The 26,324-nt window shown below is 69.7% G+C and carries 25 protein-coding genes; 15 read left to right on the top strand and 10 right to left on the bottom strand.

The genetic code is table 11. The features are described 5' to 3' along the window. The first annotated feature begins 16 nt into the window (after window positions 1-16). The 4 genes from C503_RS0104365 (at window position 17) to C503_RS0104350 (ending at window position 4,013) form a co-directional block, all read left to right on the top strand. Window positions 17-1,348 (top strand): LLM class flavin-dependent oxidoreductase, encoded by a 1,332-nt coding sequence (locus tag C503_RS0104365; RefSeq protein WP_018680987.1) that lies wholly within the window; start codon window positions 17-19, stop codon window positions 1,346-1,348. A 75-nt stretch (window positions 1,349-1,423) separates the two neighbouring features. Further along, complete coding sequence (locus tag C503_RS0104360; RefSeq protein WP_018680986.1) at window positions 1,424-2,395, top strand: ABC transporter substrate-binding protein; 972 nt, start codon at window positions 1,424-1,426, stop codon at window positions 2,393-2,395. Next, the gene (locus C503_RS0104355) at window positions 2,392-3,186 is read left to right on the top strand and encodes an ABC transporter ATP-binding protein (protein ID WP_018680985.1); all 795 of its coding nucleotides are present in this window, start codon (window positions 2,392-2,394) and stop codon (window positions 3,184-3,186) included. The genes C503_RS0104360 and C503_RS0104355 overlap by 4 nt, the downstream gene beginning before the upstream one ends. Beyond that, window positions 3,183-4,013 carry an ABC transporter permease gene (locus C503_RS0104350; protein ID WP_018680984.1) on the top strand — a complete coding sequence of 277 codons (831 nt, stop codon included), beginning with the start codon at window positions 3,183-3,185 and terminating at the stop codon, window positions 4,011-4,013. The genes C503_RS0104355 and C503_RS0104350 overlap by 4 nt, the downstream gene beginning before the upstream one ends. A gap of 134 nt (window positions 4,014-4,147) precedes the next feature. Here C503_RS0104350 and C503_RS0104345 read toward each other — a convergent pair whose 3' ends face one another. The 6 genes from C503_RS0104345 to C503_RS0104320 all read right to left on the bottom strand — a co-directional run bounded on the left by C503_RS0104345 (window position 4,148) and on the right by C503_RS0104320 (window position 10,795). Beyond that, complete coding sequence (locus C503_RS0104345) at window positions 4,148-4,876, bottom strand: alpha/beta fold hydrolase (protein WP_018680983.1); 729 nt, start codon at window positions 4,874-4,876, stop codon at window positions 4,148-4,150. 40 nt (window positions 4,877-4,916) lie between these two features. Further along, the gene (locus tag C503_RS0104340) at window positions 4,917-5,501 is read right to left on the bottom strand and encodes a TetR/AcrR family transcriptional regulator (RefSeq protein WP_018680982.1); all 585 of its coding nucleotides are present in this window, start codon (window positions 5,499-5,501) and stop codon (window positions 4,917-4,919) included. Window positions 5,502-5,529: 28 nt separating this feature from the next. Further along, window positions 5,530-6,375, bottom strand: a complete 846-nt coding sequence (locus C503_RS0104335; RefSeq protein ID WP_018680981.1) for an ATP-binding cassette domain-containing protein — start codon at window positions 6,373-6,375, stop codon at window positions 5,530-5,532. Next, complete coding sequence (locus tag C503_RS37845) at window positions 6,372-8,246, bottom strand: dipeptide/oligopeptide/nickel ABC transporter permease/ATP-binding protein (RefSeq protein WP_018680980.1); 1,875 nt, start codon at window positions 8,244-8,246, stop codon at window positions 6,372-6,374. The genes C503_RS0104335 and C503_RS37845 overlap by 4 nt, the downstream gene beginning before the upstream one ends. Beyond that, window positions 8,243-9,184: an ABC transporter permease gene (locus C503_RS0104325; RefSeq protein WP_018680979.1), complete on the bottom strand. Its 942-nt coding sequence runs from the start codon at window positions 9,182-9,184 to the stop codon at window positions 8,243-8,245. The genes C503_RS37845 and C503_RS0104325 overlap by 4 nt, the downstream gene beginning before the upstream one ends. 63 nt (window positions 9,185-9,247) lie before the next feature. After that, window positions 9,248-10,795: an ABC transporter substrate-binding protein gene (locus C503_RS0104320; protein WP_026315966.1), complete on the bottom strand. Its 1,548-nt coding sequence runs from the start codon at window positions 10,793-10,795 to the stop codon at window positions 9,248-9,250. Between the two features lie 538 nt (window positions 10,796-11,333). Between C503_RS0104320 and C503_RS0104315 the strand changes: the two genes are divergently transcribed. The 7 genes from C503_RS0104315 (at window position 11,334) to C503_RS0104285 (ending at window position 18,176) form a co-directional block, all read left to right on the top strand. Further along, on the top strand, window positions 11,334-12,056 hold the full coding sequence (locus tag C503_RS0104315; protein ID WP_018680977.1) for an SDR family NAD(P)-dependent oxidoreductase: 723 nt from the start codon (window positions 11,334-11,336) through the stop codon (window positions 12,054-12,056). A gap of 339 nt (window positions 12,057-12,395) precedes the next feature. Continuing rightward, the gene (locus C503_RS0104310) at window positions 12,396-13,502 is read left to right on the top strand and encodes a zinc-binding dehydrogenase (protein WP_018680976.1); all 1,107 of its coding nucleotides are present in this window, start codon (window positions 12,396-12,398) and stop codon (window positions 13,500-13,502) included. Window positions 13,503-13,528: 26 nt separating this feature from the next. Beyond that, window positions 13,529-14,482: an aldo/keto reductase gene (locus C503_RS0104305; protein ID WP_018680975.1), complete on the top strand. Its 954-nt coding sequence runs from the start codon at window positions 13,529-13,531 to the stop codon at window positions 14,480-14,482. A 43-nt stretch (window positions 14,483-14,525) separates the two neighbouring features. Continuing rightward, on the top strand, window positions 14,526-15,503 hold the full coding sequence (locus C503_RS0104300) for an alpha/beta hydrolase (protein WP_018680974.1): 978 nt from the start codon (window positions 14,526-14,528) through the stop codon (window positions 15,501-15,503). After that, window positions 15,500-16,486: an alpha/beta hydrolase gene (locus C503_RS0104295; protein WP_018680973.1), complete on the top strand. Its 987-nt coding sequence runs from the start codon at window positions 15,500-15,502 to the stop codon at window positions 16,484-16,486. Before C503_RS0104300 ends, C503_RS0104295 begins: the two co-directional genes overlap by 4 nt. Continuing rightward, window positions 16,483-17,715 (top strand): multidrug effflux MFS transporter, encoded by a 1,233-nt coding sequence (locus C503_RS0104290; RefSeq protein WP_018680972.1) that lies wholly within the window; start codon window positions 16,483-16,485, stop codon window positions 17,713-17,715. Before C503_RS0104295 ends, C503_RS0104290 begins: the two co-directional genes overlap by 4 nt. A gap of 113 nt (window positions 17,716-17,828) precedes the next feature. Then, a complete protein-coding gene (locus C503_RS0104285; protein ID WP_018680971.1) occupies window positions 17,829-18,176 on the top strand; it encodes a hypothetical protein in 348 nt (115 codons plus the stop codon). On the opposite strand, the gene C503_RS37840 is transcribed toward C503_RS0104285, so the two are convergent. Further along, window positions 18,145-18,714, bottom strand: coding sequence for a hypothetical protein (locus C503_RS37840; RefSeq protein WP_018680970.1), 570 nt, complete (start codon window positions 18,712-18,714; stop codon window positions 18,145-18,147). The two genes, C503_RS0104285 and C503_RS37840, sit on opposite strands and share 32 nt — an antisense overlap. Before the next feature lie 71 nt (window positions 18,715-18,785). Next, a complete protein-coding gene (locus tag C503_RS0104275; RefSeq protein WP_018680969.1) occupies window positions 18,786-19,196 on the bottom strand; it encodes a hypothetical protein in 411 nt (136 codons plus the stop codon). Between the two features lie 249 nt (window positions 19,197-19,445). On the opposite strand from C503_RS0104275, the gene C503_RS0104270 reads away from it, so the two are divergent. After that, window positions 19,446-20,846, top strand: a complete 1,401-nt coding sequence (locus C503_RS0104270; RefSeq protein WP_245572394.1) for a helix-turn-helix domain-containing protein — start codon at window positions 19,446-19,448, stop codon at window positions 20,844-20,846. 212 nt (window positions 20,847-21,058) lie between these two features. Here C503_RS0104270 and C503_RS47660 read toward each other — a convergent pair whose 3' ends face one another. Next, window positions 21,059-21,268, bottom strand: coding sequence for an ABC transporter permease (locus C503_RS47660; RefSeq protein ID WP_018680967.1), 210 nt, complete (start codon window positions 21,266-21,268; stop codon window positions 21,059-21,061). A gap of 548 nt (window positions 21,269-21,816) precedes the next feature. Between C503_RS47660 and C503_RS0104260 the strand changes: the two genes are divergently transcribed. The 3 genes from C503_RS0104260 to C503_RS0104250 all read left to right on the top strand — a co-directional run bounded on the left by C503_RS0104260 (window position 21,817) and on the right by C503_RS0104250 (window position 25,757). Then, window positions 21,817-22,527: a hypothetical protein gene (locus tag C503_RS0104260; protein ID WP_156892948.1), complete on the top strand. Its 711-nt coding sequence runs from the start codon at window positions 21,817-21,819 to the stop codon at window positions 22,525-22,527. Window positions 22,528-22,642: 115 nt separating this feature from the next. Next, window positions 22,643-23,119, top strand: coding sequence for a hypothetical protein (locus C503_RS0104255; protein ID WP_018680965.1), 477 nt, complete (start codon window positions 22,643-22,645; stop codon window positions 23,117-23,119). Continuing rightward, on the top strand, window positions 23,106-25,757 hold the full coding sequence (locus tag C503_RS0104250; RefSeq protein ID WP_156892947.1) for a M48 family metalloprotease: 2,652 nt from the start codon (window positions 23,106-23,108) through the stop codon (window positions 25,755-25,757). The genes C503_RS0104255 and C503_RS0104250 overlap by 14 nt, the downstream gene beginning before the upstream one ends. On the opposite strand, the gene C503_RS0104245 is transcribed toward C503_RS0104250, so the two are convergent. Beyond that, window positions 25,664-26,287 carry a hypothetical protein gene (locus C503_RS0104245; RefSeq protein WP_018680963.1) on the bottom strand — a complete coding sequence of 208 codons (624 nt, stop codon included), beginning with the start codon at window positions 26,285-26,287 and terminating at the stop codon, window positions 25,664-25,666. The genes C503_RS0104250 and C503_RS0104245 overlap by 94 nt on opposite strands. Between the last annotated feature and the right edge of the window lie 37 nt (window positions 26,288-26,324).

Below are 26,324 nucleotides of genomic sequence, written 5' to 3'. Positions count from 1 at the left end.
CCCTCCTGGAGCACCCATGCCCGAACGCCAGTTGCACCTCAACGCCTTCCTCATGGGGGTGGGCCACCACGAGGCCGCGTGGCGCCACCCGCGCACGGATCCGGCGCGGCTCGGCGATGTGCGGCACTACCAGGAGCTGGCGCGGATCGCCGAGGACGGCGGGCTGGACTCGGTGTTCCTCGCCGACGGCGTGCAGGTCTGGGGCGATGTCGAGCACACCGCCGCGCAGGTGTTCGAGCCGATCACGCTGCTGACCGCGATGGCCCAGGCGACCTCCCGGATCGGCCTGATCGCCACCGTGTCCACCAGCTACAGCGAGCCGTACAACCTGGCCCGCTGGTTCGCCTCGCTGGACCACATCAGCGGCGGCCGCGCGGGCTGGAACATCGTCACCACGGCGGGCGACCGGGCCGCGCAGAACTTCTCCCGCGACGCCGCCGCCGAGCACGCCGAGCGCTACGAGCGGGCCGACGAGTACCTGCGCGTGGTCACCGCGCTGTGGGACAGCTGGGCCGACGACGCGGTCGTGGTCGACCGGGCGAGCGGCCGCTACGCCGACCCGGACCGGGTCCGCGACATCGACCACCACGACCGCTTCTACCAGGTGCGCGGCCCGCTCAACACCCCGCGCATCCCGCAGGGCCACCCGCTGCTCGTGCAGGCCGGGTCGTCGCACGACGGCAAGGCGTTCGCCGCGCGCTGGGCGGAGGCGGTGTTCACCGCGCACCAGACGGTGGAGTCCGCGCGCGAGTTCTACGCCGACCTCAAGGGCAGGCTCGCGGACAACGGGCGCGCCGCCGACTCGCTGAAGGTGCTGCCGGGCATCGTGCCGGTCCTCGGGTCCACCCGGGCCGAGGCCGACCGGCTGGCCGCGGAGCTGGACGAGCTGATCGTGCCGGTCCGCGCGGTCCGGCAGCTGTCGGAGATGATCGGCGTCGACCTCACCGGCCACCCGCTCGACCGGCCGCTCCCCCAGCTGCCGCCGGTCGCCGCGATCAACGGCGCGCAGAGCCGGTTCGCGCTGGTCCGCGACCTGGTCGAACGGGAGCGGCCGACGCTGCGCCAACTGCTGTCCCGGCTCGGCGGCGGGCGCGGGCACCAGGTGGTCGTGGGCACCCCGGACCAGATCGCCGACCACATCGAGCTGTGGTTCGGCACCGGCGCGGCGGACGGGTTCAACATCATGGCCCCGCTGCTGCCGTCCGGCCTGTCCGAGTTCATCGACACCGTCCTGCCGATCCTGCGCGCCCGCGGCCTGTTCCGCGCGGACTACCGCGGCACCACCTTGCGCGACCACTACGGCCTGGCCCGCCCGGTCGACGGTTTCGCCACCCTCGCCGCCGTCTGAGCCACCGCCCACCACTCCAGAAGGACTCCCGTGCGCCCCACCTCAAGAAGATCATTCCTGGCCCTCGGCGCCTGCGTGACCGCGTTCGCGGCGGGCTGCGGCCGCGGCTCCGGCGGCGGCGAGGTCACGACCCTGCGCTACCAGGGCTCGGTCGGCCAGGTCACGCTGCCCGAGCTGGCCGCGGACCTCGGCTACCTCGGCGACCTGCGGCTGGACTGGGTCGGCAACACCATCAGCGGCCCGCAGGACATCCAGTCCGCGGCCACCGGCCAGGTCGACTTCGGCGGCGCGTTCAACGGCGCCGTGATCAAGCTGGCCGCGAACAAGGCGCCGATCACGTCGGTGATCAGCTACTACGGCTCCGACCAGGACTCCTACACCGGCTACTTCGTGCCGGAGTCCAGCCCGCTGCGCACCGTCGCGGACCTGCCCGGCGCGAACGCCAAGGTCGGCATGAACACGCTCGGCGCGCACGCGGAGGCCATCCTCGACATCGCCCTCGAACGCGCGGGCATCACCGGCGACACGGCGGCCAAGGTCGAGCGGCTGGCACTACCGCCCGTCAACACCGAGCAGGCGCTGCGCCAGGGCCAGATCCAGGTCGCCGCCCTGACCGGCATCCTGCGGGACAAGGCCACCGCCGCGGGCGGCCTGCGACGGCTGTTCGCCGACATCGACCTGCTCGGCCCGTTCAGCGCGGGCACCTACGTGATGACCAAGCGATTCCTGCAGGAGAACCCGACCACGGCGGCCACCTTCGTCACCGCCGTCGGCAAGGCACTCGACTGGACCCACACGACCCCGCGCGAGCAGGTCATCGCCCGCATGCGCACGATCGTCGCAGGCCGCGGCCGCTCGGAGGACGCGTCGGCCCTGTCGTACTGGAAGTCCTTCGGCGTCGCGCAACCGGGCGGCCTGATCCGCGACCGGGACTTCCAGGTGTGGATCGACTGGCTCGGCAGGCGCCGCGACATCGAGCCCGGCTCGGTGAAACCCGGCGACCTCTACGCGAACCAGTACAACAAGACCGGGCAGGCACCCCGATGACGGCCAAGATCGAGTTCCGGGACGTGGGCAAGACGTTCCCGATCCGCGGCGCGGACGCGTTCACCGCGCTCGACGGCATCGACCTGACCGTGGACCCCGGCGAGTTCGTGGTCGTGGTCGGCCCCAGCGGCTGCGGCAAGTCGACCCTGCTGGACCTGCTGGCGGGGTTGGCCGAGCCGACCGGTGGACAGGTGCTGGTGGACGGCTCGCCGGTCACCGGGCCGGGGCTGGATCGCGGCATCGTGTTCCAGCAGTACGCGCTGCTGCCGTGGCGCACCGCCCAGGGCAATGTCGAGTTCGGCCTGGAAGCCATCGGTGTCGGACGCCGGGAACGAGCCACCCGCGCCAGGGAGTTCCTGGACCTGGTCGGCCTCACCGGATTCGAACACCGCTACCCACACGAACTGTCCGGCGGCATGCGCCAGCGGGTCGCCATCGCCCGCAGCCTCGCCTACGACCCGGACGTCCTGCTGATGGACGAGCCGTTCGCGGCACTCGACGCGCAGACCCGGGAGTCGTTGCAGGAGGAGCTGTTGCGGATCTGGGAGCGCACGGGCAAGACGATCGTGTTCATCACGCACGGGATCGACGAGGCGGTGTACCTGGGGCAGCGGGTCGCGGTGATGACCTCGCGGCCGGGGCGGATCAAGGAGGTACTGCCGATTGATCTCGACGCGCGAGCGGCGGATGTCCGTTCCAGCGCCGCGTTCGGACGGCACCGGCACGAACTGTGGGAACTGCTGCGCGACGAAGTCGTTCGGTCGCGGGAGAAGGAGAGGGCCGCGCTGTGACCACGACCGAGATCGCGCCCGTTGTCGCGCCTGTCGTTGCCACGCCTGCGGTTCGGCCTGCCGTGGCGGGGCGGGTGTTACGGGTGCTGTTCACCAAGTCGGCGGCGATCCTGGCACTGCTCGCGGTGTGGGAGGTGGCGCCTCGGCTGGACCTGGTCGACAGCACGTTCCTGCCGCCGTTCAGCCAGGTCGCTGCCGCCTGGTGGGAGTTGTTGATCGACGGGCAGCTCGCGGTGCACTTGGCGGCGAGCCTGGTTCGGGCGTTGAGCGGGTTTGGGCTGGCGGTGCTGGTGGCGGTGCCGTTGGGGTTGTTGATCGGGTGGTACAAGCCGGTTTCGGATCTGTTGAGTCCGTTGCTGGAGGTGTTCCGGAACACTGCGGCGTTGGCATTGTTGCCGGTCTTCGTGTTGTTGCTGGGGATCGGTGAGACTTCCAAGATCGCGATCGTTTTGTATGCGTGTCTGTGGCCGGTGTTGCTCAATACGATCAGTGCTGTTCGGACTGTGGATCCGACGTTGGTGAAGTTGGCCCGGTCCATGGATCTGCCGCCGGCGCGGGTGTTCCAGAAGGTCGTGCTGCCTGCCGCGGTGCCCACCGTGTTCACCGGGATCCGGCTTGCCGGTGGGGTGTCCGTGCTGGTATTGGTGGCGGCGGAGATGGTGGGGGCCAAGGCCGGGCTGGGGCAGCTGATCAACGCGGCTCAGTACAACTTCGCGGTGCCCAGGATGTATGCGGGGATAGTGACGTTGTCGGTGTTCGGGGTGGTGTTCAACCAGGTGTTGGTCGCGGTGGAGCGCCGCTTCACCTCGTGGCGGGTCCCCGGGTGAACTCGACCGAACACAAACGAACGGCCGCGGTTCGAGTGCTTCAAGCTCGAACCGCGGCCGTTCTCCTCCCCACCTCGGCTCACCGCGCCCCACACGGGTCCCAGAAAGTCTGGATAAGAGCCGAGGTCGGAAACTCACACGCCCAGGAAGGCGAACACCTCACTACGCAGAGCGTCCCCGCCGAGAGCACCGAAGTGATCCCCGGGCACCCGCACCAGAGTGGCCCCCGGGACCAGCGTGACCAGATGGTCGATCCCCTGGGACATCGGGTCCTCCTGCCCGGCCAGGAACAGCGCGGGCACCTGCGGCGCACCGGCCCCCGGGTTGAACGGCTCCCGAGCCAGCCCCTCGACCACGTTCAGCAGCGACGCGCCATCCTGCCCAGGCGCCGACGCCATGCCGGTGATCATGCCCGTCAGCATGTCCTCCGGCTGCGGCCCACCCTGGAGCGCGGCACGGGCAGCGGCCACATCCACCGCCGCGAACGGCTCCATCGGGCTGATCCCGCCGAGCACCAGCTTGCGGACCGGGATCACCGCGGCGAGGTCCCAGGACAGCCGGGCGCCGAGCGAGTACCCCACCAGGTCGACCTCGCCGTCCACCCCGATGCCCGCGGCGATGCGCTGGAGCAGGTGGGCCGTGGTCACCTCGTCGGGTGAACCGACCGCCGGGCCGCCGCCGTGGCCGGGGAGGTGGACGACGATGGTCTCGCGGCCCGCGGCGGACAGGGGGGCGGCCCAGCGCTCGGCAGGCCAGTCGGTGGTGCCGGTGGAGGCGAAGCCGTGGATGAGCACCACGGGCGGGCCGGTCACCTCGCCCGCGGCGGGGGTGCGGGTGGTCGGCAGCGCGGAGACACTGGTCATTCTACGAGCGTAGACATAAACCCGTTGTGGGTCCAGCACCTCAGCCCGCGATTCGCCGCATCAGTTCATCGATGTACGAGGTGTAGCGGTCCACCAGCTCCCCGACCGGGTGCATCAGGCTGGCCACGTTCGCGCCGATGGTCACCGAGATGATCTCGTCGGCGACCACCCCGACGGCCGGGTCGTCGAGCTGCTTGGACCAGGCCAGGCCGATCCGGCGGGTGAGCTCGCCGCGCCAGACCGTGAGCAGCTCACGGTACTGGCGGGCGAGGTCGGGGTTGGCCACCGAGTGGCCCCACAGCACCAGCAGGACCCTGGCCGAGGTGATCCGGTCGGGCTCCAGCGGCATCGCCGCCTCGACGAAGCCGCGCAGCGACTCGACCGGGGCCAGCCCGACGTCCAGTTCGGACATCCGCTCGGCGGTCTCCTCCAGGACACTCTCGAAGGTGGCCGCGATGATGCCGTCCTTGCCTGCGAAGTAGTGCTTGAGCGCGCCGTTGGCGAAACCGGCGGCGGTGACGATGCTGCGCATCGTCGCCGCCTCGAAGCCGCCCTCGGCGATCAGCCGCTTGGAGACCTCGACGATTTCCCGGCGCCGTTGATCATGGTCGATGACCTTCGGCATGGCTTTGTACTCCCAACGCGCGGGTCGGTCAGGCCGATTCGCGGAGGCCGAGCCAGGCGGCCCGGCGTTCAGCCTGGCGCGCCGGGTCGGCGACGGGGGCGGCCAGCAGCAGCCGCCGCGTGTACGGGTCGGTCGGGGAACCGGTGACGGTGTGCGTGTCCCCGGACTCGACGATCTCGCCCTGGTACATCACCGACGTGCGGTGGCAGACCCGGCGCACCACGCCCAGGTCGTGCGAGATGAACAGGTACGCGACCCCGGTCTCCCGCTGCAGGTCGATGAACAGGTCCAGGATCGTCGCCTGGGTGGTCAGGTCCAGCGCGCTGACCGGCTCGTCGCAGACGATCAGCCGCGGCCTGCGCACCAGCGCCCGCGCGATGGCGATGCGCTGGCGCTGGCCGCCGGAGAACTCGCTCGGGTAGCGGTGCACGGCGTCGCCGGGCAGCCGCACCCGGTCGAGCATCTCGGCCACGGTCGCCTTGGCCTTCGCCTTCGGCGTTCCGGTGACCTGCAGCGGCTCGGCCAGGATCTCCTCGACGGTCATCGTCGGGTCCAGCGAGCCGTACGGGTCCTGGAACACGACCTGGATGTCGTTGGCCAGCTTGCGGCGGGCGGCGCCCTTGGCGTGCGTGATGTCCCGCCCGTCGAAGGTGATCCGCCCCTCGGAGGCCTCGGCCAGGCCGAGCAGGGCCCGGCCGAGGGTGGACTTGCCCGAGCCGCTCTCGCCGACCAGGCCGACGCACTCGCCCGCGCCGACCGTGATCGACACGCCCTTCAGCGCGCGGAACCGGACCTTGCGGGAGATCCGGTAGTCGACCACCAGGTTCTCCACCGTCAGCAGCGGTGCGCCGCCGTCGATCCCGGTCTCGCTCATCGTGCGCCGTCCTCTCCGCCCGCGTGCGCGGTGCTGTGCCCCGCCGGACCCGCCGAGCCCGTCGGGCCCGCCGACCAGGCCTCGTCCAGTTCGTGCCGTCCCTCGACGTCGTCCAGGGAGGCGCTGATCAGCTCGGCCGTGTACGGGTCCTCGGGGTTGCGGAAGATCCGCTCCACGGCACCCGTCTCGACGATCCGGCCGTCCTTCATGACCACGACCCGGTCGCAGATGTCGGCCACCACGCCGAAGTTGTGCGTGACGATCATCAGCGCCATGCCGTACTCCTGCTGCAGCTCGCGCAGCAGCTCCAGCACCTCGGCCTGCACGGTGACGTCCAGCGCCGTGGTCGGCTCGTCGGCGATGAGCAGCGAGGGCCGCCCGGACACCGCGCCCGCGATGAGCACGCGCTGGGCCATACCGCCGGAGATCTGGTGCGGGTAGGACCGCAGCACCCGGTCCGGGTCGGTGATGCCCACCCGGACGAGCATCTCGCGGGCCCGCTTGGCGGCGTCCGCCTTCGACATGCCGTGCACCCGGTGCAACGGCTCGACCAGTTGACGCTCGATCGTGTAGCACGGGTCGAGGTTGGTCATCGGCTCCTGCGGCACGTAGCCGATCTCGCGGCCCAGCAGGGCGGCGCGCTCGGCGGTGGGCAGGTGGCCGACCTCCTTGCCCGCGATCCAGATGCCGTCGGCGACCGCGGTACCGCCCGCGGGCAGCAGGTCGAGCACGGCGAAGCTGGTCTGCGTCTTGCCGGAGCCGGACTCGCCCACGATGCCGAGCACCTCGCCCGGCGCCGCGTCCAGGGACACGCCGCGCACGACCTCCTTGACGCCGCCGTCCTTGGTCGCGTAGCCGATGCGCAGGTTGTCCACCCGCAGGGCGCAGCCCTCGACCGAGTGCGCGTGCATGCCGCTGGTCTGCCGGGTGGGCAGGTCGGCGGCCGCGGGCGGGGTGAGCATGACCTGGCGCGCCTTGGCGCGCAGCTTGCGGGTCGGCTGCTCGGCGCGGACGCTGATCAGGTCGCCCAGGGTGGAGCCCATGAACGCCAGGGTCGCGATGGTGACGCCCAGGATGATCGACGGCCACAGCAGGATGATCGGGAACGCGGTGATGTTGATGAAGCCGTCGTTCATCATCTGGCCCCAGCTAGGCGTGGACGCCGAGCCGATGCCGAGGAACTGCAGACCCGCCTGCATGCCGATCGCGATACCCGCGGTCAGTGCCGACTGCACCACCAGCGGCGCGTACACCGCGCGCAGCATGTGCGTGCGGATGATGCGGCCGTTGGTCATGCCGGAGACGCGGGCGGCGTCGATGTAGGGCTCCCGGCGCACCGACATCGCCCGAGCCCGGGAGATGCGGTAGTAGCCGGGGGCCAGGAACACGCCGAGCGAGATCATCATGATCGGGAACGACTGGCCGGTGCCCGCCGCCACGACCAGCAGCACGATCAGGGCCGGGACCGACTGCAGTGCGTCGCTGATCCACGAGCACACCTTGTCGACGGTGCCGCCCGCGAAGTAGCCGGCGCTGACACCGGCGGGGACGCCGAGCACCAGACCGGCGACACAGGTGATCAGCGCGCCCCACAGCGTGGTCCTGGCGCCGTAGAGCAGCCGGGAGTACAGGTCCCGGCCCGCGGTGTCGCCGCCGAGGAGGTGGCCGTCGGTGCCCGGGACGGCGTGCACCAGGTTGAAGTCGACGTGGTTGGGGTCGAACTTGGCGAACAGCGGGGCGAAGACCGCCAGCGCCACCACGATCAGGAACAGCACGAGGGCGGTCACGCCCAACGGCTTGCGCATGAACCGGCGCAGCAGGGACACCCGCTTCACGGGGGCCAGCGTGGTCGGGAAGGGTGCTGTGGTCATCGCTCGCGCACCTTCGGATTGACCCACCCGAGCACGAGGTCGAGCAGGAAGTTGACGACGACGACGAATGCGACGGTGACCGCGGTGACGCCCAGCAGCGACGGGATGTCGCCGATCTGCGAGGACTGCTGGGTGTAGCGGCCGATCCCGTACATGTTGAAGACGAGCTCGACGATGACCGCGCCGCCGAGCAGGCCGACGAACATCAGCGCGAGCACGGTCAGCGCGGCGGGCGAGGCGTTGCGCAGCACGTGCGTGGTGACGCGCCGCCTGGGCAGGCCGCGGGCGCGCAGGGTGCGCACGAAGTCCTGGTTGGCGACCTCGATGAAGCCGTTGCGCAGCTGCTCGGCGATCATCACGATGGCGCCGAGGGCCAGCGAGATGGACGGCAGCGTGATCGTCTCGATCCAGCCGACGAACGAGACCGACGGCGAGACGTAGCCGACCGACGGGAACCACTTGAGGTTCACCGCGAAGAGCATCACCAGCTGGATGCTGATCCAGAAGCCGGGCAGCGCGAAGAGCACCACCGAGGCGACCTTGAGCACCCGGTCCAGCCAGCCGCCGGGCCGCAGGCCGCAGACGATGCCGATGACCGCGCCGAAGACGACGGAGATGATCAGGGAGAAGACGACGATCGACAGGGTGATGGGGATGCTGCGCCCGAGCTGGTCGTTGACCGGCTGGAAGGAGCGCCAGGACTTGCCGAAGTCGCCGGTGACGGCGTGCGAGAGCCAGTTCCAGAACTGCACCAGCAGCGGGTCGTCATAGCCGATCTTGGTGCGCAGCGCGGCCGACTGGGCCGGGGTGGCGCTGTTGCCGAGCAGGCCCTGGGTGGGGTCGCCGATGGCCACGTGGGCCAGGAAGAAGGTGCCGCTCGTGACCACCAGGAGCAGGAAGATCCCGGAGAGCAGCCGTTTGCCGATGAAGGACAGCATGTATCCGCTCCTCACCGGCGGGCCCGTCCGAAGTGGACGGACCCGCCGGAGCACCTGGGCGCGTCAGCCGCGCTGGATGAACTTCAACGTCGGGAACATCATGCCGGTGACCGGCGTGACCTTGATGCCCTTGACACTGAAGTAGGTGTTGTCCGCCTGGTACCAGACGTTCCACCACGCCAGGTCGACGAGCTTGGTGTTCAGCTCCTTGAGCGCGGCGGTCTGGGCGGCGCCCGGCTCCGCGTTCTCCGCCTTCTCGACCAGCGCCTTGACCTCCGGGAACGCGTCGACCGACGGGTTCGGGTTGTACCACTGCTTGGAGGTGACCTGGTCGGTCAGGGTGGCCATGTCGTCGCCGTCCATCGCGATCACGGCGAGGAACATCGGGTAGGTCGGGGCGTTCTTCTGGTAGTCGGGCATGGCCATGTCGACCCATTCGACCTTGATGCCCAGGTCGCCGAAGGTCTGGTTGGCGGCGGGCTGCCAGGCCTGGAAGATCGGGGACATCGGCATCTTGACCGAGAAGCCGTTCGCGTAACCCGCCTCGGCCAGCAGCGACTTGGCCTTCGCCATGTCGGTCTTGTACTTGTCGTTCATCGCCTTGTCGTAGACCTGGCTGAACGACGGCCACAGCTGGGTGGTCTGGGTGCCTGCGCCGTTGCCGACGGCCTTGAGGATGCCGGAGGCGTCGAACGCGTAGCTGATCGCCTGCCGGACCTTCTGCTCACCCAGGGCCTTGACCTGCGCGCCGGTGCGGTCGGCGAACTGCACGCCCACCCAGGACGAGGGCTTGGACGCGACGTTCCAGCCGTTCTCCTGCGCCTTCGGGTTGTTCGCCGAGTTGGCGAACTGCATGTTCAGCTGGCCGGACAGCATCGCGTTGAAGCTCGCGGTCTGGTCGGTGATCGGGAACAGCGTCACCTTGTTGAACGGGTAGGTCGCGGTGTCCCAGTGGCTCGCCTTCTTGGTGAAGACGTACTGCTGCTGGGGCGCGGAGTTCGCCTTGTCATAGGCGTACGGGCCGGAGCCGACCGGGCCGTCGTTGAGCTTGTTGCCGTCGATCGCGGCGGGCGAGACCATCCAGCTGCGGCCCAGGCCCATGAAGTACAGCAGTGCGTCGTCGCGCTTGGAGAGCTTGATCTCGACGGTCTTGTCGTCCTTGGCCTCGAAGCCGGAGACGTTCAGGTAGGCCTGGCTGGAGCGCACGCCTTCCTTGAGGTGCTTGAGGTTCGCGACCGCGGCCTTGGCGTCGAACACCTGGCCGTCGTCGAACTTCACGCCGTCGCGCAGGTGCGCGGTCAGCGTCAGCCGGTCGGTGGACCAGTCCCAGGAGGTGGCCAGACCCGGGGCGGGCTTGCCGTCCGCGTCCAGCGACACCAGCGGGTCGTAGACCGCCGACAGGTAGGGGCCGTCGAAACCGATGTCGGCATTGGCCGGGTCCCACGACGTCACGTCGAGGAAAACGCCTGCGTTGAGGTCGTTGATGTCACCGCCGCCAGAGCCGCCGTTGCCACCGGTACCGCCGGTGGTGCTAGCGCTGGTACATGCGGCGAGCGCGGTGGCCGCCGCGACGGCCATCGCAACCAGTGCCGTTGTCCGTGTCCGCGTCATCGAGTCCTTCTTCTCTCTGGTGATGGACTGCTGGTGGGGGTCACGCTCCGCTGCCGCGGGCTGGTCCTCGCCTGGATATGTCGATCATGAAGTGAGACCTGGCTCACCGTGGTGCGGGATAGTCTACGGTCGTCGGCAAAAAAAGCAACGGGTGACCGACCAGCAGTTTTCCGGCGAGTTACCGACCATCCACCCGGCCGGGAAGTCGGAAAATCGTATATGAAAAGCGGCGCTGGGCAGGCCGATGACTTACCGCGGGCCTCCGACCTGGGCGGGAAGGTTCGTAGCGGGGGGTGACGGAGGCCGCGAATTGGTCCCCCGTGCAGGTTCACCCGAACGGAGTCGTCTCGGATCGTGACCACAGTTTGACGGAACGTGCACGGCGAGACCTGGGGGGTACTCGTTTCGAGACCCGAGGGACACCCGTTCCGACACCGAATCGCAACCTGACGCCCGCGTGGTCCCCTTGTGGGGCATGGGTTTTATTTTCTACGCTTGTATACAGAAACCGAATCCGGTCCGTCGAGAGGAACCGACGATGACCCCTGCCCGCACCGTCCTGGTCACCGGAGGCGCCGGCGGCATCGGCCGCGCGATCGCCACGGCCTTCCACGCCCGCGGCGACGCCGTCGTGCTGACGGACATCCACGGCGTGGACGAGACCGCCGCCGAGCTCGGCGTACGCGGCCTGACCGTGGACATCACCGACGAGGACTCGGTCACCCGGGCGCTCGACGAGGTCGGCCCCGTGGACGTGTTGGTGAACAACGCGGGCCTGCTCACCGTGCACGGTAGCCTCCTGGAGCTGCCTGCCGGGGACATGGCCAGGATCCTGCACACGAACGTGTACGGGACCTTCCTGATGACGCAGCTCGTCGGCCGCCGCATGGTCGAGCGCGGCGCCGGTGGCGCCATCGTGAACCTGTCCTCCATCGGCGGCCGCCAGCCCACGCCGGGCATGGGCGGCTACGAGAGCAGCAAGGCCGCGGTGGACGCGCTCACCCGCTGGTCCGCGATCGAGCTGGCCGCCCAGGGCATCCGGGTCAACGCGGTGGCCCCCGGCCCCGTGCTCACCCCGATGCTGGCGATGGGCATGCCCGAGGGCTCCCCCGCCCGCGAGGCGTGGACCAGCCGGATCCCGCTGCGCAGGCTGGCGCCCGTGGAGCAGGTCGCGGCCGCCGTGGTGTTCCTGGCGGGCGACGAGGCCGCGCACATCACCGGCGTCAGCCTGCCGGTCGACGGCGGCCAGCTGCTCGTCTGAGCCGATTCGGGCCGCCCGTGAACACGTGTTCACGGGCGGCCCGATTCCATATGTATATGCGGAAGGCGTGCGGCGCACTTCTCCGCCATGATTGCGCTCGTGTTCGAGACCCGACGGAACCCGTCGAAAGAAACTTCATCTCGAAGGATTTCCCGATCGGCGCCACCCGCGATTTCCAAGTCCACAGTGGTCGGTGGAACCGCGGGTCCGGGCAGGTCGGGGCCGGGACGGTGTCGCCGCCGGCATGTGAGCATGACCGGGACTCGACATTTTAATCAACAGTCGTAGACTAACGATCCGGGCGAGTAGACCCCGCCCTTCGCCACCGGAAGGAATCCGATGACCGTCCCGAAGTCCACCCGCGCGGCGGTGCTGACCGAGCACGGCGAGCCGCTGACCCTCACCGAGCTCCCGCTCCCGGCCGAGGTCGAGCCGGGCGCCGCCCTGGTGCGCGTCTCGACCGCCACGCTCTGCGGCACGGACGTGGAGATCTGGTCCGGCAAGATGAGCTTCCCCGGCATGCTGCCGATGGTGCTGGGCCACGAGATGATCGGCGAGGTCGTCGCCGTCGGCGCGGGCACCAAGGACGCGCTCGGCCGCGACATCGAGGTGGGCGCCCGGATCGGCTGGTCGGAGTCGACCTGCGGCGAGTGCTTCGGCTGCGTCGTACTGCGCGAGCCGGTCGCCTGCGCCAAGCGCGGCTACGGCTTCCTGCAGCGCTCGGACGTCCCCCCGTACGCCACCGCGGGCCTGTGCGAGTACGCCTACGTCGTGCCGCGCGCGGCCAAGCTGCTGCTCCCGGCCGAGATCCCCGGCACCTGGGCCGCGATGGCGGGCTGCGCGGCCAAGACCGTGCTGCGCGCCTTCACCTATGTGGGTGGCCTGACCGGCAAGCGGGTCGTCGTGCAGGGCTCCGGCGCGCTGGGCATCTTCGCCACCGCCGTCGCGCACATCTCCGGCGCGGCCAAGGTCATCACCGTCGGCGCCCCCGAGTCCCGGCTCACCCTCGCCTGCGAGTTCGGCGCGGACGACACCGTGGACATCGCGGCCGGTTCCGAGGGCATCGTCGAGCGGGTCCAGGAGCTGACCGGCGGCCGCGGCGCCGACCTGGTGCTGGACTTCGCGGGCGCCCCGAGCGTCGGCCCGGAGGCGGTGGCCATGGCCGCCCAGCGCGGGCAGGTCGTCATCGTCGGCAGCACCGGCCCGGTCGGTGCGCCGCTGCCGCTCGGCATGGTCATGGGCAAGGAGCTGACCATCTCCGGCTCACTCAACGGCGACATCTCCGACTACCACCGCGCCATCGAGTTCTTCGGCGCGTTCGGCTCCCGGTTCCCGTGGGACAAGCTCTTCGGCTCCCCGGTCGGGTTGTCCGGCGCGTCCGAGCGGATCGCCGCGATGCACCGCCTCGACGAGGTCAAGGCCGTCATCGACCCCAGTCTCGCCTAGTCAGAGTCAGCAGGAGGCCCCTTCTCATGTCCCCCATCTCCCGCAAGCGGCTCGGATCGTCCGATCTGGACATCTCGCAGCTCTCCGTCGGCTCGTGGCACACCTACGACCGCATGGACTTCGCCGACACGGTGGCGTTGCTCCGCGCGGCCGTGGACGCGGGCATCAACCTCTTCGACGTCGGCGTGTACGGCTTCCCGGGCATGCCCGCGGTGTTCACCGACGTCATCTGGGGCGCGGCCATCCGCGCCGCGGGCGTCCCGCGCGAGGACTACCTGGTCTCGGCGAAGCTCTGGCTGGAGGGCTTCGGCCCGGACGGGTTCCGCCCGCAGCTGGAGAACGCGCTGCTGCGCGGCGGCTTCGGCATCGCCGACCTGGTCATCCTCGGCGACATCCGGCGCGACGACATCGTGCTGGAGGACCTCGTCGCAGACCTCGCCCGGCTCAAGAGCGCGGGCCTGATCCGCGCCTGGGGCGTGAACAACTGGTCGGCGACCAACATCCGCAAGCTGCAGCAGATCGCCGCCGAGACCGGCGTCGATGGTCCGGACATCGCCCAGCTCAAGTACAGCGTCGCGCGTCGCGCCATCCCGGACGGCGAGCCGTTCGGCGCGCTGTTCGCCGACGGCTTCGCCATGCAGGCCTCCGACGTGCTGGAGGGCGGCCTGCTGGTGGGCAGCGCGTCCGGCCGCGAGGTCGGCCGGGACCCGGGCGGCGTGCAGGCCAAGATCAAGGAGCGGGCGGCCGAGTTCGCCGCGCTGGCCGAGCAGGTCGGCACCAGCCCGGCGCGGCTGGCGGTGGCGTTCACGCTGACCCACCCGGCCAACATCACCACCCTGTTCGGCGCGACCAAGATGTCCCAGTTGGAGGACAACCTCGCCGCCGTCGAGCTGGTCGAGCGGATCGGCGCGGCCGAGCTGCGCGCGCTGGTCGAGCCGTTCTGGGCGGACCAGGGCATCGTCGACCCCGAGGGCCCGTGACCGCCACCGCCCCGTTCCCCCGACCCCCAGCGAGGAGGTTCCCGTGACCCACACCCCCGTACCGTTCGACCCGGACATCGAACCGGCGCTGGCGCACATCGTGCCGCCGGACTCGCCGCCGATGACGCCGGAGACCATCCCGATGATGCGCGCGGGCATGGCCGCGCAGTTCGCGCCTGCCGCCGAGGCGGTCGGCGACGCCCCGGTGGACGTGGTCGAGCGGCTGATCCCGGGCCCCGAGGGCGCGCCCGACCTGGAGATCACCATCATCTCCCCACGCGGCCTGACCGGCCCCGTGCCGGGCCTGTACAACATCCACGGCGGCGGCATGATGGTCGGCCACCGCAACATGGACGTCGGCAGGCTCCTGGCGCTGGTCCTGGAGCTGGGCGTGGTGGCGGTCAACGTCGAGTACCGCCTCTCCCCCGAGCATCCGCACCCGGCCCCGGTCGAGGACTGCTACGCCGGTCTGGTCTGGATGTCGAAGAACGCCGCCGAGCTCAACGTCGACCCGGACCGCATCGTGGTCATGGGCGGCAGCGCGGGCGGCGGCCTGTCCGCGGGCGTGTCGCTGCTGGCGCGCGACCGGGGCGGCCCCGCCCTGGCGGGCCAGCTGCTGCTGTGCCCGATGATCGACGACACCAACACCACGGTCGCCAGCCAGCAGTACGTCGGCATCGGCACCTGGACCCGGGAGTCGAACCTGGTCGGCTGGCAGTCGCTGCTGGCCGACAAGTACGGCACCGACGACGTCTCGCCTTACGCGGCGCCGACCCGGGCCACCGACCTGTCCGGCCTGCCGCCCGCGTTCATCGAGGTCGGCAGCGCGGAGCCGTTCCGCGACGAGGACACCCAGTACGCGCTGCGCATCTGGGCGACCGGCGGCCAGGCGGAGCTGCACGTGTGGAGCGGCGCGTTCCACGGGTTCGACATGTACGTGCCGGACTGGCCGGTCAGCAGGATCGCGCTGGAGACCCGCAACTCCTGGCTGCGCCGGGTGCTCGGGCTGGTGGGCGCGTGACGGCCGAACAGTACAAGCCGGTCCCCTACGACCCGGAGCTCGAACCGGGCCTGGCCGCCTTCCTCGACCTGGTCGAGCAGATCCCGCTGCGCGCGGACACGATCCTGGTCAACCGGGACCACTTCGCCACCATCATCCCGCCGGTCGAGGTGATCGTCGGCGACCAGCCGGTCGACGTCGAGGACCACGTGGTCCCCGGCCCGGCAGGCGCGCCCGACATCGTGCTGACCATCGTGCGGCCCCGTGACCTGGTCACCCCGGCGCCCGCGTTCTACAGCATCCACGGCGGCGGGATGGTCCTGGGCACCCGGTTCTTCGGCATCGACGGACTCATCGACGACGCGCTGCGCTTCGGCGCGGTCGGCGTGTCGGTCGAGTACCGGCTGGCGCCGGAGAACCCGGCCCCGGCCGCGGTCGAGGACTGCTACGCGGGCCTGGTGTGGCTGGCCGAGCACGCCGAGGAGCTGGGCGTGGACCGCGACCGGATCGTGGTCATGGGCGCCAGCGCGGGCGGCGGCCTGTCCGCGGGCGTGTCGCTGCTGGCCCGCGACCGCAACGGGCCCGCGATCGCCGGGCAGCTGCTGATGTGCCCGATGATCGACGACCGCAACGAGACGGTGTCGTCCCGGCAGTACGACGGGATCGGCGCGTGGGACCGCAACAACAACGACACCGCCTGGAACGCCATCCTCGGTCCGCTGCGCGGCACCGACCAGGTGGACCGCTACCAGGCGCCGACCCGGCACCCGGACCTGTCGAACCTGCCGCCCGCGTTCATCGACGTGGGCGCGGCGGAGACGTTCCGGGACGAGGCCACCGAGTACGCGCTGCGGATCTGGGCCACCGGCGGGCAGGCCGAGCTGCACGTGTGGGCGGGCGGGTACCACGGCTTCTCCGGGTTCTCCCCGGACGCCGAGGTGTCCCGCACGGCCGTGGAGACCAGGCTGTCGTTCCTGCGGCGGATCCTGAAAACCACGTCGTGAGCCTGCGCCGGGTCGCCATCGTCCTGGGCCTGCTGGAGATGTTCGGGCCCATCTCGATGGACCTGTACATGCCCGCGCTGCCCGAGCTGGCCGACCAGCTGCACACCAGCCAGAGCCTGGCCCAGGCCACCATGTCGGCCTGCATGCTCGGTCTGGCGCTCGGCCAGCTGGTGGTCGGCCCGCTCAGCGACCGGCTGGGCAGGCGCCGACCGCTGCTGGTCGGGGTGGGTCTGTTCGCGGTGCTCTCGGTGGTCTGCGCGATCACGCCGAACATCGAGCTGCTGCTGGCCGCGCGGTTCTTCCAGGGGCTGAGCGGGTCGGCCGGGATCGTGGTCTGCCTGGCCGTCGCCCGCGACCTGACCGAGGGCGCCGAGCTGGTGCGGCTGCTGGCGATGCTGACCACGGTCGGGGCCATCGCCCCGATCGTGGCCCCGGTCGTCGGCGGCCAGCTGGCCCCGCTGATCGGCTGGCGCGGCATCTTCGCCGTGCTGGCCGGGGTCGGGGTGCTGCTGTTCGTACTGGCCTGGCTGCTGTTGCCGGAGAGCCTGCCACCCGAGTCGAGGCGGGCCACCGGCAGCGGTGCGGGCGAGTTCGGCGTGGTGCTCAAGGACCGGCTGTTCCTGGGCTTCCTGGTGGCGGGCGCGTTCGGCGGCATCGCGTTCTTCACGTACCTGGCGTCGATCAGCTTCGTGCTGCAGGACAGCTACGGTCTGAGCCCGCAGGCGTTCAGCGTGTGCTTCGCCGCCAACGCGGTCATGTCCGTGGTCGGGGCACAGATCAACCGCGCGGTCGTGCGCCGCGCGGGACCGGCCCGGATGTACACGATCGGCACGGTCACCACGGCGCTGGCCGCGCTGGCGATGCTGGTGTCCGTGGTGTTCGACGCCGGGCTGGCGGCCCTGCTGGTGGCGCTGGCGCTGATGATGATGGTCGGCGGCGGCGCCCAGTCCAACGGCTCGGCCCTCGCCCTGGCCGACCACGGCGCCCGCGCGGGCACGGCGGCGGCCCTGCTGGGTACGACGTCGTTCGCGGTCGGCCCGATCGTGGCGCCCCTGGTCTCGCTGGGCGGCACCAGCCCGCTGACGATGAGTCTGACCATGGCCGTCGCCTACGGCGGTGCGGCGGCGCTGGTCGTCTTCGTGGTCCTGCCCCGGCTGCGCAAGCGGCCGGTGGAACCGGAGAAGGTGGCGGTCGGCGCGGCCGAGGTCGTCCCGCCCGGCGCGCTGTGAGACTCGCCCGGCCGGCCCGTTCCAGCGGGTCGGCCGGGTTGATCCCGTTCCCGGAAATCCAGTGGCGGGCGAGGCCCTGGTCGCGTCAGGCTGGTCGCGACACTGGGGGTCGATTGGGTTCTCCGCACGAGCTGGAAGCCGCGCTGGACGCGTTGCGCGGTAGCACGTTGACCGGGTTCGGTCGGACCGTGGACATCTGCGAGGTGGGTTTCGCGCGAGGGGACGCGGAGATGCGCCTGCATGTGCAGTGCCCGTTCCGGGTCGTCTACCGGGATCGGGTGTTGTCGGGCAGCTACGACATGCGTTATCCCCGGCGGGCGGACGCGTTCTCCCAGCGGGAGACCATGTTCGACCGTATCTTCCGGAGGCTGAACGCCCGGGTCGTGGGGTTGGTGGTGGAAAGCACCGCGTTCGGCCGGGGCGGTGCCTTCACGATGAGTGCGCAACCGTCCAACGGATGAGGGGGTCGTGGAACTCGCGGGTGGCGATGTCGGGTCGAAGCTGGCTGTCGGGGTGGTAGATGATGCCGTGAACCCCAACGACAGGATGCGCGGCGACGCGCACGAGGACGTAGCCGCGGCGCAGGGCGGGGCAGGCTTGGGCGGAGTGGGTGGCGCAGGCCCGGCAAATCGGTGGCTCGGTGACGCCCATGCCAGCGGGCCAGCTGTCCCAGTCATGGCGGTAGTCGCGCAACATCCACAGCACACCGGTGCTGATGTGGTCGGCTGGTTGTCCGCAGACTTGACACAACAGTCGGCGCATCGCCCGCCGCTGGCGTAGGGAGTGCACCGCGCCGAACACGGGTTTTCCGACGCCGGGTGTGAAGGGGACGCGGCTCCAGAGCACGCCCTGTTTATCGCGGTCGGTCATGGTTTCGTCGGCATAACCGATTCCGCAGCCGTCGGGGCGGACGATAATCCGGGGGCGGGGTGGGTTGGTTTCGCTGGTCCAGCTGGTGACATAGGGCACGTGACGGCCAATCACCAAAGCGGTGGTCATGACAGAAGTTCCTTGGTTAGGGGTGTTGTTGCAGCCACGGTTTCCCTGTAGTGGGCGAAGGGCCTGCGGGTTTACGATGCCAGTGTTTGTGTTGGCGCGTAAGAAAATTTGGTTGATATCGCGCTGTGTGGAGCCGCGAAATTGGGACCAACCGCATACAGCACCGAGCGGGAGGTGTCGGGCGGGTCCAGCGTCAGCGCCCACCGCAACACCCACGACACTGCGCCCCGGTAGTGAGCGCTGACCCACAGGGGGCGCAGCGGGTCGAACCGTCCCGCCTGGTCGATGCGGGGTGCCCGGTAGGCCAGGGCCTGCGAGCTCCAGACCATGACCACGTCCACTTCCGTGGGCCGCGCCAGGGCCGCGCCGAGCGCCAACGGCCGGTGTGGGTCGCCGAGCGGTCCGACATACCAGCCCCGTTGTCGCAGCTGCCCGAGGTACAGGTTCAACCAGAACGTGTCGAGGTCTGCGGCTTCGGCCATGGGGTGTCCCACCTTGTGTTGTGTGGCTGTGCCGGTCACAGCCTGTTACCGGGGTGGCGAATCGCGCACGACCCCGCGCTCATGTGGTTGGGCATGGAGCGCAGGCACGGCGAGCCCATGTGCTGGGGGTATGTGCTTGGCACATACCCCCAGTTCTGGGGCTGGCGCACTGCTCTAAACGGGTCACGGTGCGCAGCCGGTCAGCTACCGTGGGACCAGACGCGTCGGGGAGCATCCGGAGGCAGGAACGTGAACGTCGGCGATACTGAAGCCAGAGCCCCGATAGACCCCACCTTGTGGGACGCCCCGGCCATGCGGGCCGCGCTGGCAAATCACGACATAGCGACCGTGTTTCACCTGCTCAAACGGGCGGGTGTTTCACAAGGGCGGATCGCGGCACTAACCGGTCACACACAGCCGGACGTGTCGCGGATCATGAACCGCCGCCACATGGTTCAGGCGTACGCGGTGCTGGATCGGATCGCGACAGGACTGGGTATCCCTCGGGGCCTGATGGGCCTGGCGTACGCGCCGGGTGCTGACCCGTTGGCGGTGGACGAGCGCGGGGCACTGGTGCGTCACGGCGCCCGAGACACCAGGGAAGGAGAAGCGGTGCACCGAAGGATGTTCTTTGCGCTGATGGCTCAGGCCGCGATTGTGGGCGGGCTGTCAGAAGTCGACCTAGACCGCCTGGCCGCGTCGACCGGGTCGCCAGCTCCGGGAGTCGCACTCCCGGGCAAGGTTGGCAACTCTGACGCTGTCGCCCTAGAAAACGCCGTTCAGCTCCTGTGGACCCAAGATGATCTACTGGGCGGGGGCGCGGTGCGGGCCGCCGCGAACGGGTGCCTGAGCTGGGCGGAAAGCTTGGCGGCAGCGCCCGCCAGCGACGCGGTGAAGCGACGCATTCAGACAGCCCACGCCGACCTCCATAGCGTCGCAGGATGGGCCGCGTTCGACACCGGAGACCACGCGTCCGCTAAGAAACACTTGGCCACAGGTCTTTCCCTTGCTCGGGACTGCGATCAACTAGACCTCGCAGCCACCATTTTGTGGCAACTGGGCAGGATATTCCTGCACGCCAAAGACCCTGACGGGGCTTTGAAGATGTTCAATTTGGGGCAAACCGTCGCCCAAGATACCGACACCCCCCACGCCTCGGCGCTCATGTCCGTCAATAGCGCGTGGGCGTACGGCGAGATGGGTAAACCGCAGCAAGTGCAAGCACTTCTCACCCGCGCTTCAATCGAGTTGGACAGCAGCCGCGGTGACGCCCCGAAATACCTAGAGTTCATGAACCACGCCGAAATTCACGGCATCGCGGGAATGGCATACAACGCGCTATCGGCGCGCAATCGCTCCTATGGCGAACAGGCCCTCCAGCACGCTACCGCCTCCCGCGACGCACGCCCGGACACCAACGCGAGGGCCCGCGCTAGCGATGGACTCGCGATCGCAGCGGCCATGCTGCGTGTCGGCGGCTGTGATGCCGGGGTGCAGGCTGCCCATAGCGCGATCGAGGCGGCCTCCGCTATCCATTCCTCCCGGCTGGCGGATCGGCAGGCGTGGATCGTGCAGGCCGCCAAGCTCCACCCGCACCACTCCGGCGCGCGGGAGCTGGTCGCCGCGCTGTCCGGCCCGAAGGGCGTCTAGACCATCGACTACAGGTCTCAACGTGGTTGCGGTCGCGGCCACTGCGGTATCCCATACCGCTGGCGATACCGCCTGTCGCAATCCCAGCATCACCACCGAGGGTGGGCTGGACACCCAGGCGTTCCCGGCCTGTTCGGGCCGCAATGTGGAGGCGTGGCGGCTGTTCGAGCACCGATCACCCGCGCCTCACCACGTGTATCCCGCTGAGTGACTCATTTCTGGTGCCAGGGCAGCTTATGCCCCACCAGCCACAGGCTCATCGCGGTGACCAGCGCCAGCACGCCCACGTCCAGCCAGAGCCTGCCGGTCACCGGTCCGAGCACGACCTGGCGGATCGCCGAGGCGCCGTAGCTGGTCGGGCTGACGTGGCTGAGGGTGATCAGCCAGTCGGGGATGCCGTACCAAGGTCGTTTTCCCGGCACCGTTGTCGCCGAGCAGCCCGAATATCTCGCCCTCGCCGATCTCGAAACTCACATCATCGACGGCGGCCAGATCGGCACGCGGGTATCTCTTGGTCAGGCTCGCCACGCGGTAAGCACCCGACACGACATCAACTCCCTCCCCCTTGCGCCACGTTATACACCGCGCGGCGGATCCAGGACGGCGTGCGCATCGGGTGATTTGGTTGGCCGATGATGGGCCGACCGGGGGGTTTCTTCAACGACAACGGAACCGTGCCCTGGTAGCGCCCGGGCTGCGGGCGCGGTGGGGTCAGTCGCAGCAGTCCTGGCTGAACTCGACTCGGATCGTGGGGGTGTAGGCCAATCGCCGCACCGCTCGATCCGCCATCGGTGAGCTCGACCCTGTGATACATGGCCTGGGCGGGGGTGACCGCGACGGCCATGGCCGCAGCCGCCTGCGAGCGCGACATTAGCTGGACAGAATGGCTGTGTGCGCAACCTCCGCCATCCCGTGTGCGTAGTATCGCCGACCCGGCAGGGAGGCCGGTGGATAGCGGAGAGAGGGTGACGTGGTCGAGATCCGTACGAGGCCGGACGGGACGAGGTATCCGCTGACTCCGCCGAAAGGCGGGGGCGGGAAAGCCGTGGCGGCGATAGCGATCGCGGTGGTGCTCGGTGGTGGGGGATTGAGTCTCGGGGGTGCGGGTGCGGCCGGGGGCGAAGCCGTCGTGGATGTGTTGTCGGACAATCTGGTGGACGACGTGGTCGATTCACTGCCGGGGAGGAACCTGGAGGCCCGGAAAGCGGAGGGGAAGAAGTCCGCGAAACGCGGGAAGACCGACGAGGCGTTCAACCGGTTCAAGCTCAAGAAGTTGAAGCAGGCCGCGAAACAGGAGGTCGAGTGCCTGGCCGACTCGACCAGTCGGGTTCGCGACTACCTCGCCGAGCATCGATGCACGTCCCTGCACCGTGAGTTGTACGCGGTCGGCGACGGGCGCGGCAACGCCGCTGTCATCTCGGTCGTCCGCGTGGGATTTGCCTCGAAAGATGATGCCGAGGGTTGTGAGAAGGTCGAGAAAATCGGGGGCAGCGGGGATATCGTTCCGCTCGGTGCCGCCGTTCTCGGCTTGGCGCACGTGAAGTTCACCGGTTATCACTACGAGTCTCGTATCGAGGGAAAGACGATGGTGGTAGCCGAGACGGAAACCGTTGCGGGCAAGGTCGACAGCTCCACCCTGGACGCCCTGGCCGATGTGGCTGTGTGGTTGCCTCGGTTGTGAGATGTATTCACGAATACCGGTCCGTTCGTCCACTCCGGTGATGCACGTGCATTCGCGCCCGCGCGGTGTCTTGATCGTCTAGCGTTCTGGACGCCCGGTGACAGGGAGGGTGTGCGTGTTCGCGAATGATGAGCGCGGGGTCGAGGTGCCGTTGGCGCGGTTGGCGCACGAGATGGTTCGGGATCTGTGTCCGGAGCAGCTCGATCGGCTGGATGAGGTCACCGATCGGTACGAGCGTGGTTCTCGCTGGCGGGTGCCGTGGTCGCGTGGTGGTTCGGTGGGGTCCGGGGTCGAGCCGTCGCTGTTCGTCGACATTGTCTATCCCCTGCTGATCGGCCTGGTCACGCAGTTGAGCGGTGCGGTCGTGGTGGTGCGCTACCAGGAGCACCGGCAACGCAGACGGAAGGTTCGGCCGTCGACCGCGATCTGGGTGCAGCAGGCAGCCGTGCCGCAGGTGCGTGGTGAGTTGGTCCGGCAGTGCCTGGAACAGGGGATGTCTCCCGAGGATGCGGAACGCGCGGCCGTGGCCGTGTGCAGGCATCTGATCGCCGCGATCGTCGAGGCCGAGGCGGACGGGCGTGCGAACACCTGACGCGCGGACGCGGTGGGCGTATCCGCTCGTCGTGGTCATGGTGCTGGCCTTGGGTGCGGCGGCGGGCGAGGCATTGGCCGTCGTGCGCGGCCTGGGCGACTACCAGGGTGGCCGGGCCTGCCTCACGGGGCAGGGGATCATCACCGTTCCCGATGGGCGGTCCGCGTCGCCGGATACGATGGCGAAGTTCGCGCAGTGCACGACCGACGTCCTGCGTTCGTTCGGACTGACCACTCTCGCGGGCGCCGTTGCCTTGCCGCTCATCGTGCTGTCGTGCACGTTGGGCGGTGCGTGGATCAGACTCGGCAGGCTCCGGCGGGCCGGGGATCGGCATCCGGCCGCGCGGCAGTACTTCGAGGCCTGGTGCGACTCGTTCGGGCTCACCGGGCGACGCAGGCCGGTCCTGCTGTTGACCGCCGACGGGCGACCGGCGTGGACGATGGAGTTCCCGTTCCGCCGCCCGGTGGTGGCCATCGCGGCGGCCCAGGTGGACAGTGTCCGCCGGGACTTCCCGTTCATCGCCGTGCACGAACTGGCGCACGTCCTGGCGCGGGACTCCGCGTGGGCGGCGGCCGCCCGGTGGACCGGGTTCCTGGCCGTGCCGACGCTCCTCGCCGCCGTGATCTCGTTGGTGGCATATCCCGGTGACGCGTTGGGTCTCTACCGGACGGCGCTGGCGTCGGCAGCGGGCCTGTCGGCGGCAGTGTTGGTCGCGCGGGCGGCGTTGTTGCGCAGGCGGGAGTTCGTCGCGGACGCGGTCGCGACGTCGGTGCTCGGTCCGGACGCCCGGACGCGTACGTTCGCCGGGCGGCAGGACAAGAGGTCGAGCCTGCGGTGGAACCCGTTCGCCACGCATCCGACGATGGCCGCCCGACGTGCGGGGAAGGTGTTGCCGGGCGAGGGCGGGTTCGTGTTCAGCGCCGTCGCCGGTCTGGTGGTCATGGCGTTCTACCAGGTCGCGTACCCGATCAATGTCATGGTGCTCGGCACCGAGACCGACTACGCCATCTGGATCACCTACCTGCTGTGGGCGGCGGTAGTGCTACCCGCGTGGGTGCAGCGGCCGGGTAATCGGTGGCCGTCAGTGCTGGGCGGGACAGTGGGGTTGGTCCTCGGGTTCTTCGTCCGCCTACCGGGAGCGGCAACCTCCCCCGACATCGCCTACACCCACACCATCACCGACACAGCCATCACGGCCGCGACACTGGCGGTGGTCACCCTCGGTGGGACGATCATCACCGCGACCCTTGCGGCCGCGCTGGCCCGCCGGTCGAACGTTGTCGCCGTGGTGGCCGCGATCGTGGTCGTCGGGGCGGTTCTGGCGTCGCTGTGGCAGGGCGCGTACCTCGTCGTCTTGACGCACATCGACTTCCAAGACCTCCTTGTCGACCGCTATCTCGCGGTGAACATCGGCCGGTACGGTCTCCCCCGGCACGCGATCCTGGTGGCTGCCGTCGCGTTGATCGTGTTCACGCTCGCCCGCCGTCCTGACCGTCGTGTCCCTTGGCAGGCCCTGCTGATCACCGCAGCGGCCGCCATGGCCGCCGTGGTGGTCGTGGCGGTCTGGCCGGGTGCCACCGAACCGATGACCTCGGACGACCTGTTACCCCGCCAACAGTGGTGGGTGTGCGCGGTCGCCGGGTGCTGTGCGGCGGTCGTGCAGTGGGTGCGGAGCCGTCAAACCGGGGCACTGCCTGGGGCGTTGGCGGTGGCGTTGACGACCGCGCTGCTGGCAGGCGGGTCACTGCGCCTCATCACCCCCGGGCCTGATGTGTTCGAGAACCTGCGGGCTCCGGTGTGGCTCGTGCTGGTCATCGCGGTGTCGGCGCTGCCGGTTTCGGCGGTTCTGGTCGCGGCAGCGAGGGCGTCGAGAGCTACGGCCCCTCCCCCATGGTTCACGCCGTCGATCGTCGCGGTCGTGTTCGTGGTGTTCGTGTTCGCGCTGGTCGGCGGAAAGCTGACACCGGTGACCGCGGCGGCCGACGACATACCGCGCGTCCTGCAACGCGTGGCGCAGAAGCAACAGCGGCCCGAGCACGACCCCGGTCGGATCCTCTCCCAGGCGGAGGCCGACGCGGTGGTGGACGGGTATGTCGCCGCGTTCGACGCCACCCCGGACCCGCCGACCGAGGTCGACTGGCACGGGGTGACGCCGACGTCGTGCGCGGAGGTCCTCCTCGGCCACGCGACGGACGAACACGAACGGCCGCACGCCGCCAAGGCTGTGCGCGGCATGCGGCTCCGGCCCGGCAACCCGATCTCGATGCTGGTGACGGTCACCTCGTACCCGCAGGGACCGCCGGACTTCTCGGACCTGGCCGACGAGGTAGCCGCGTGTCCGACGCTGCGGATCCCCGACGACTCCACCGACATCGGGTTCCGCGACGCGTCCATGAGTGCCGGTGTCCCGCCGCTGCTGGGTGTGCCCGCGTATCGCGTGGACATGAGTTCGCGGTATCACTCCCGGCACGACGAGGCTCGGGCGCGGGACCGTTGGCTCGTGCGCGCGGTGGTCGGCCACACCGTCGTCGAGGTGGTCGTCGTCTACGACCGGGCGGACATCGCGTCGGACTCCACTGTGGCGGACCTGGTGAGCGGCCTGTCCGAGTTCGTGTTCCCGGCATTGCGATTGCTGTAGCCTGCCAGGGCCGCGCCGAGCCAGACCAGGGTGAGACCCGAGGTGATGTGCAGGCCGCTGATGACCAGGTTGTCCGGCAGCGGCGCGGCGAGCGCTAGGACGGGCAGGACGACGCCGTAGGTGATGGACGGGATCCGCGGGTGAACGCGCGCCCGTGTCATGGTGACGCTGAACGCGATCGTGCCCGCGGCAAAGATTGCCGCGCAGGCCAACAGGACCGGTTTCGTCGGGCCTTGCAGCAGTTCCTTCGCGACGGGCTCGGAAAGGTAGAACACGCCTTCGTTGAGCAGGAAGGCGGCGCCGCCGAAGAGTCCGAGGCCGATCAGGTTGAGGGTGAACGCGAAGGTGCCGGTCCGGTGCTGTTGCCGCAGGTGCAGGGCGACCACCAGCGGGGCGGCGAGGGCGGGCGAGATGCCGAGAAGGAGGCTGGTCGCCGCCGTCTCGCCGGTGGCGATCTCGATGGCCGACGGGATCGTGATGAGCAGTCCGGCGACGATGCCGCACCAGGCGGCCAGGCGGTAGGTAGGCATGGGATTCCTTGCTGGCTCGGGAATTCGTGACTTCCAC

It is taken from the genome of Actinokineospora enzanensis DSM 44649, assembly GCF_000374445.1.
GTDB lineage: Bacteria > Actinomycetota > Actinomycetes > Mycobacteriales > Pseudonocardiaceae > Actinokineospora > Actinokineospora enzanensis.
Note: the sequence above shows the minus strand (reverse complement) of the source record. Positions and strands in the feature narration are given on the sequence as shown.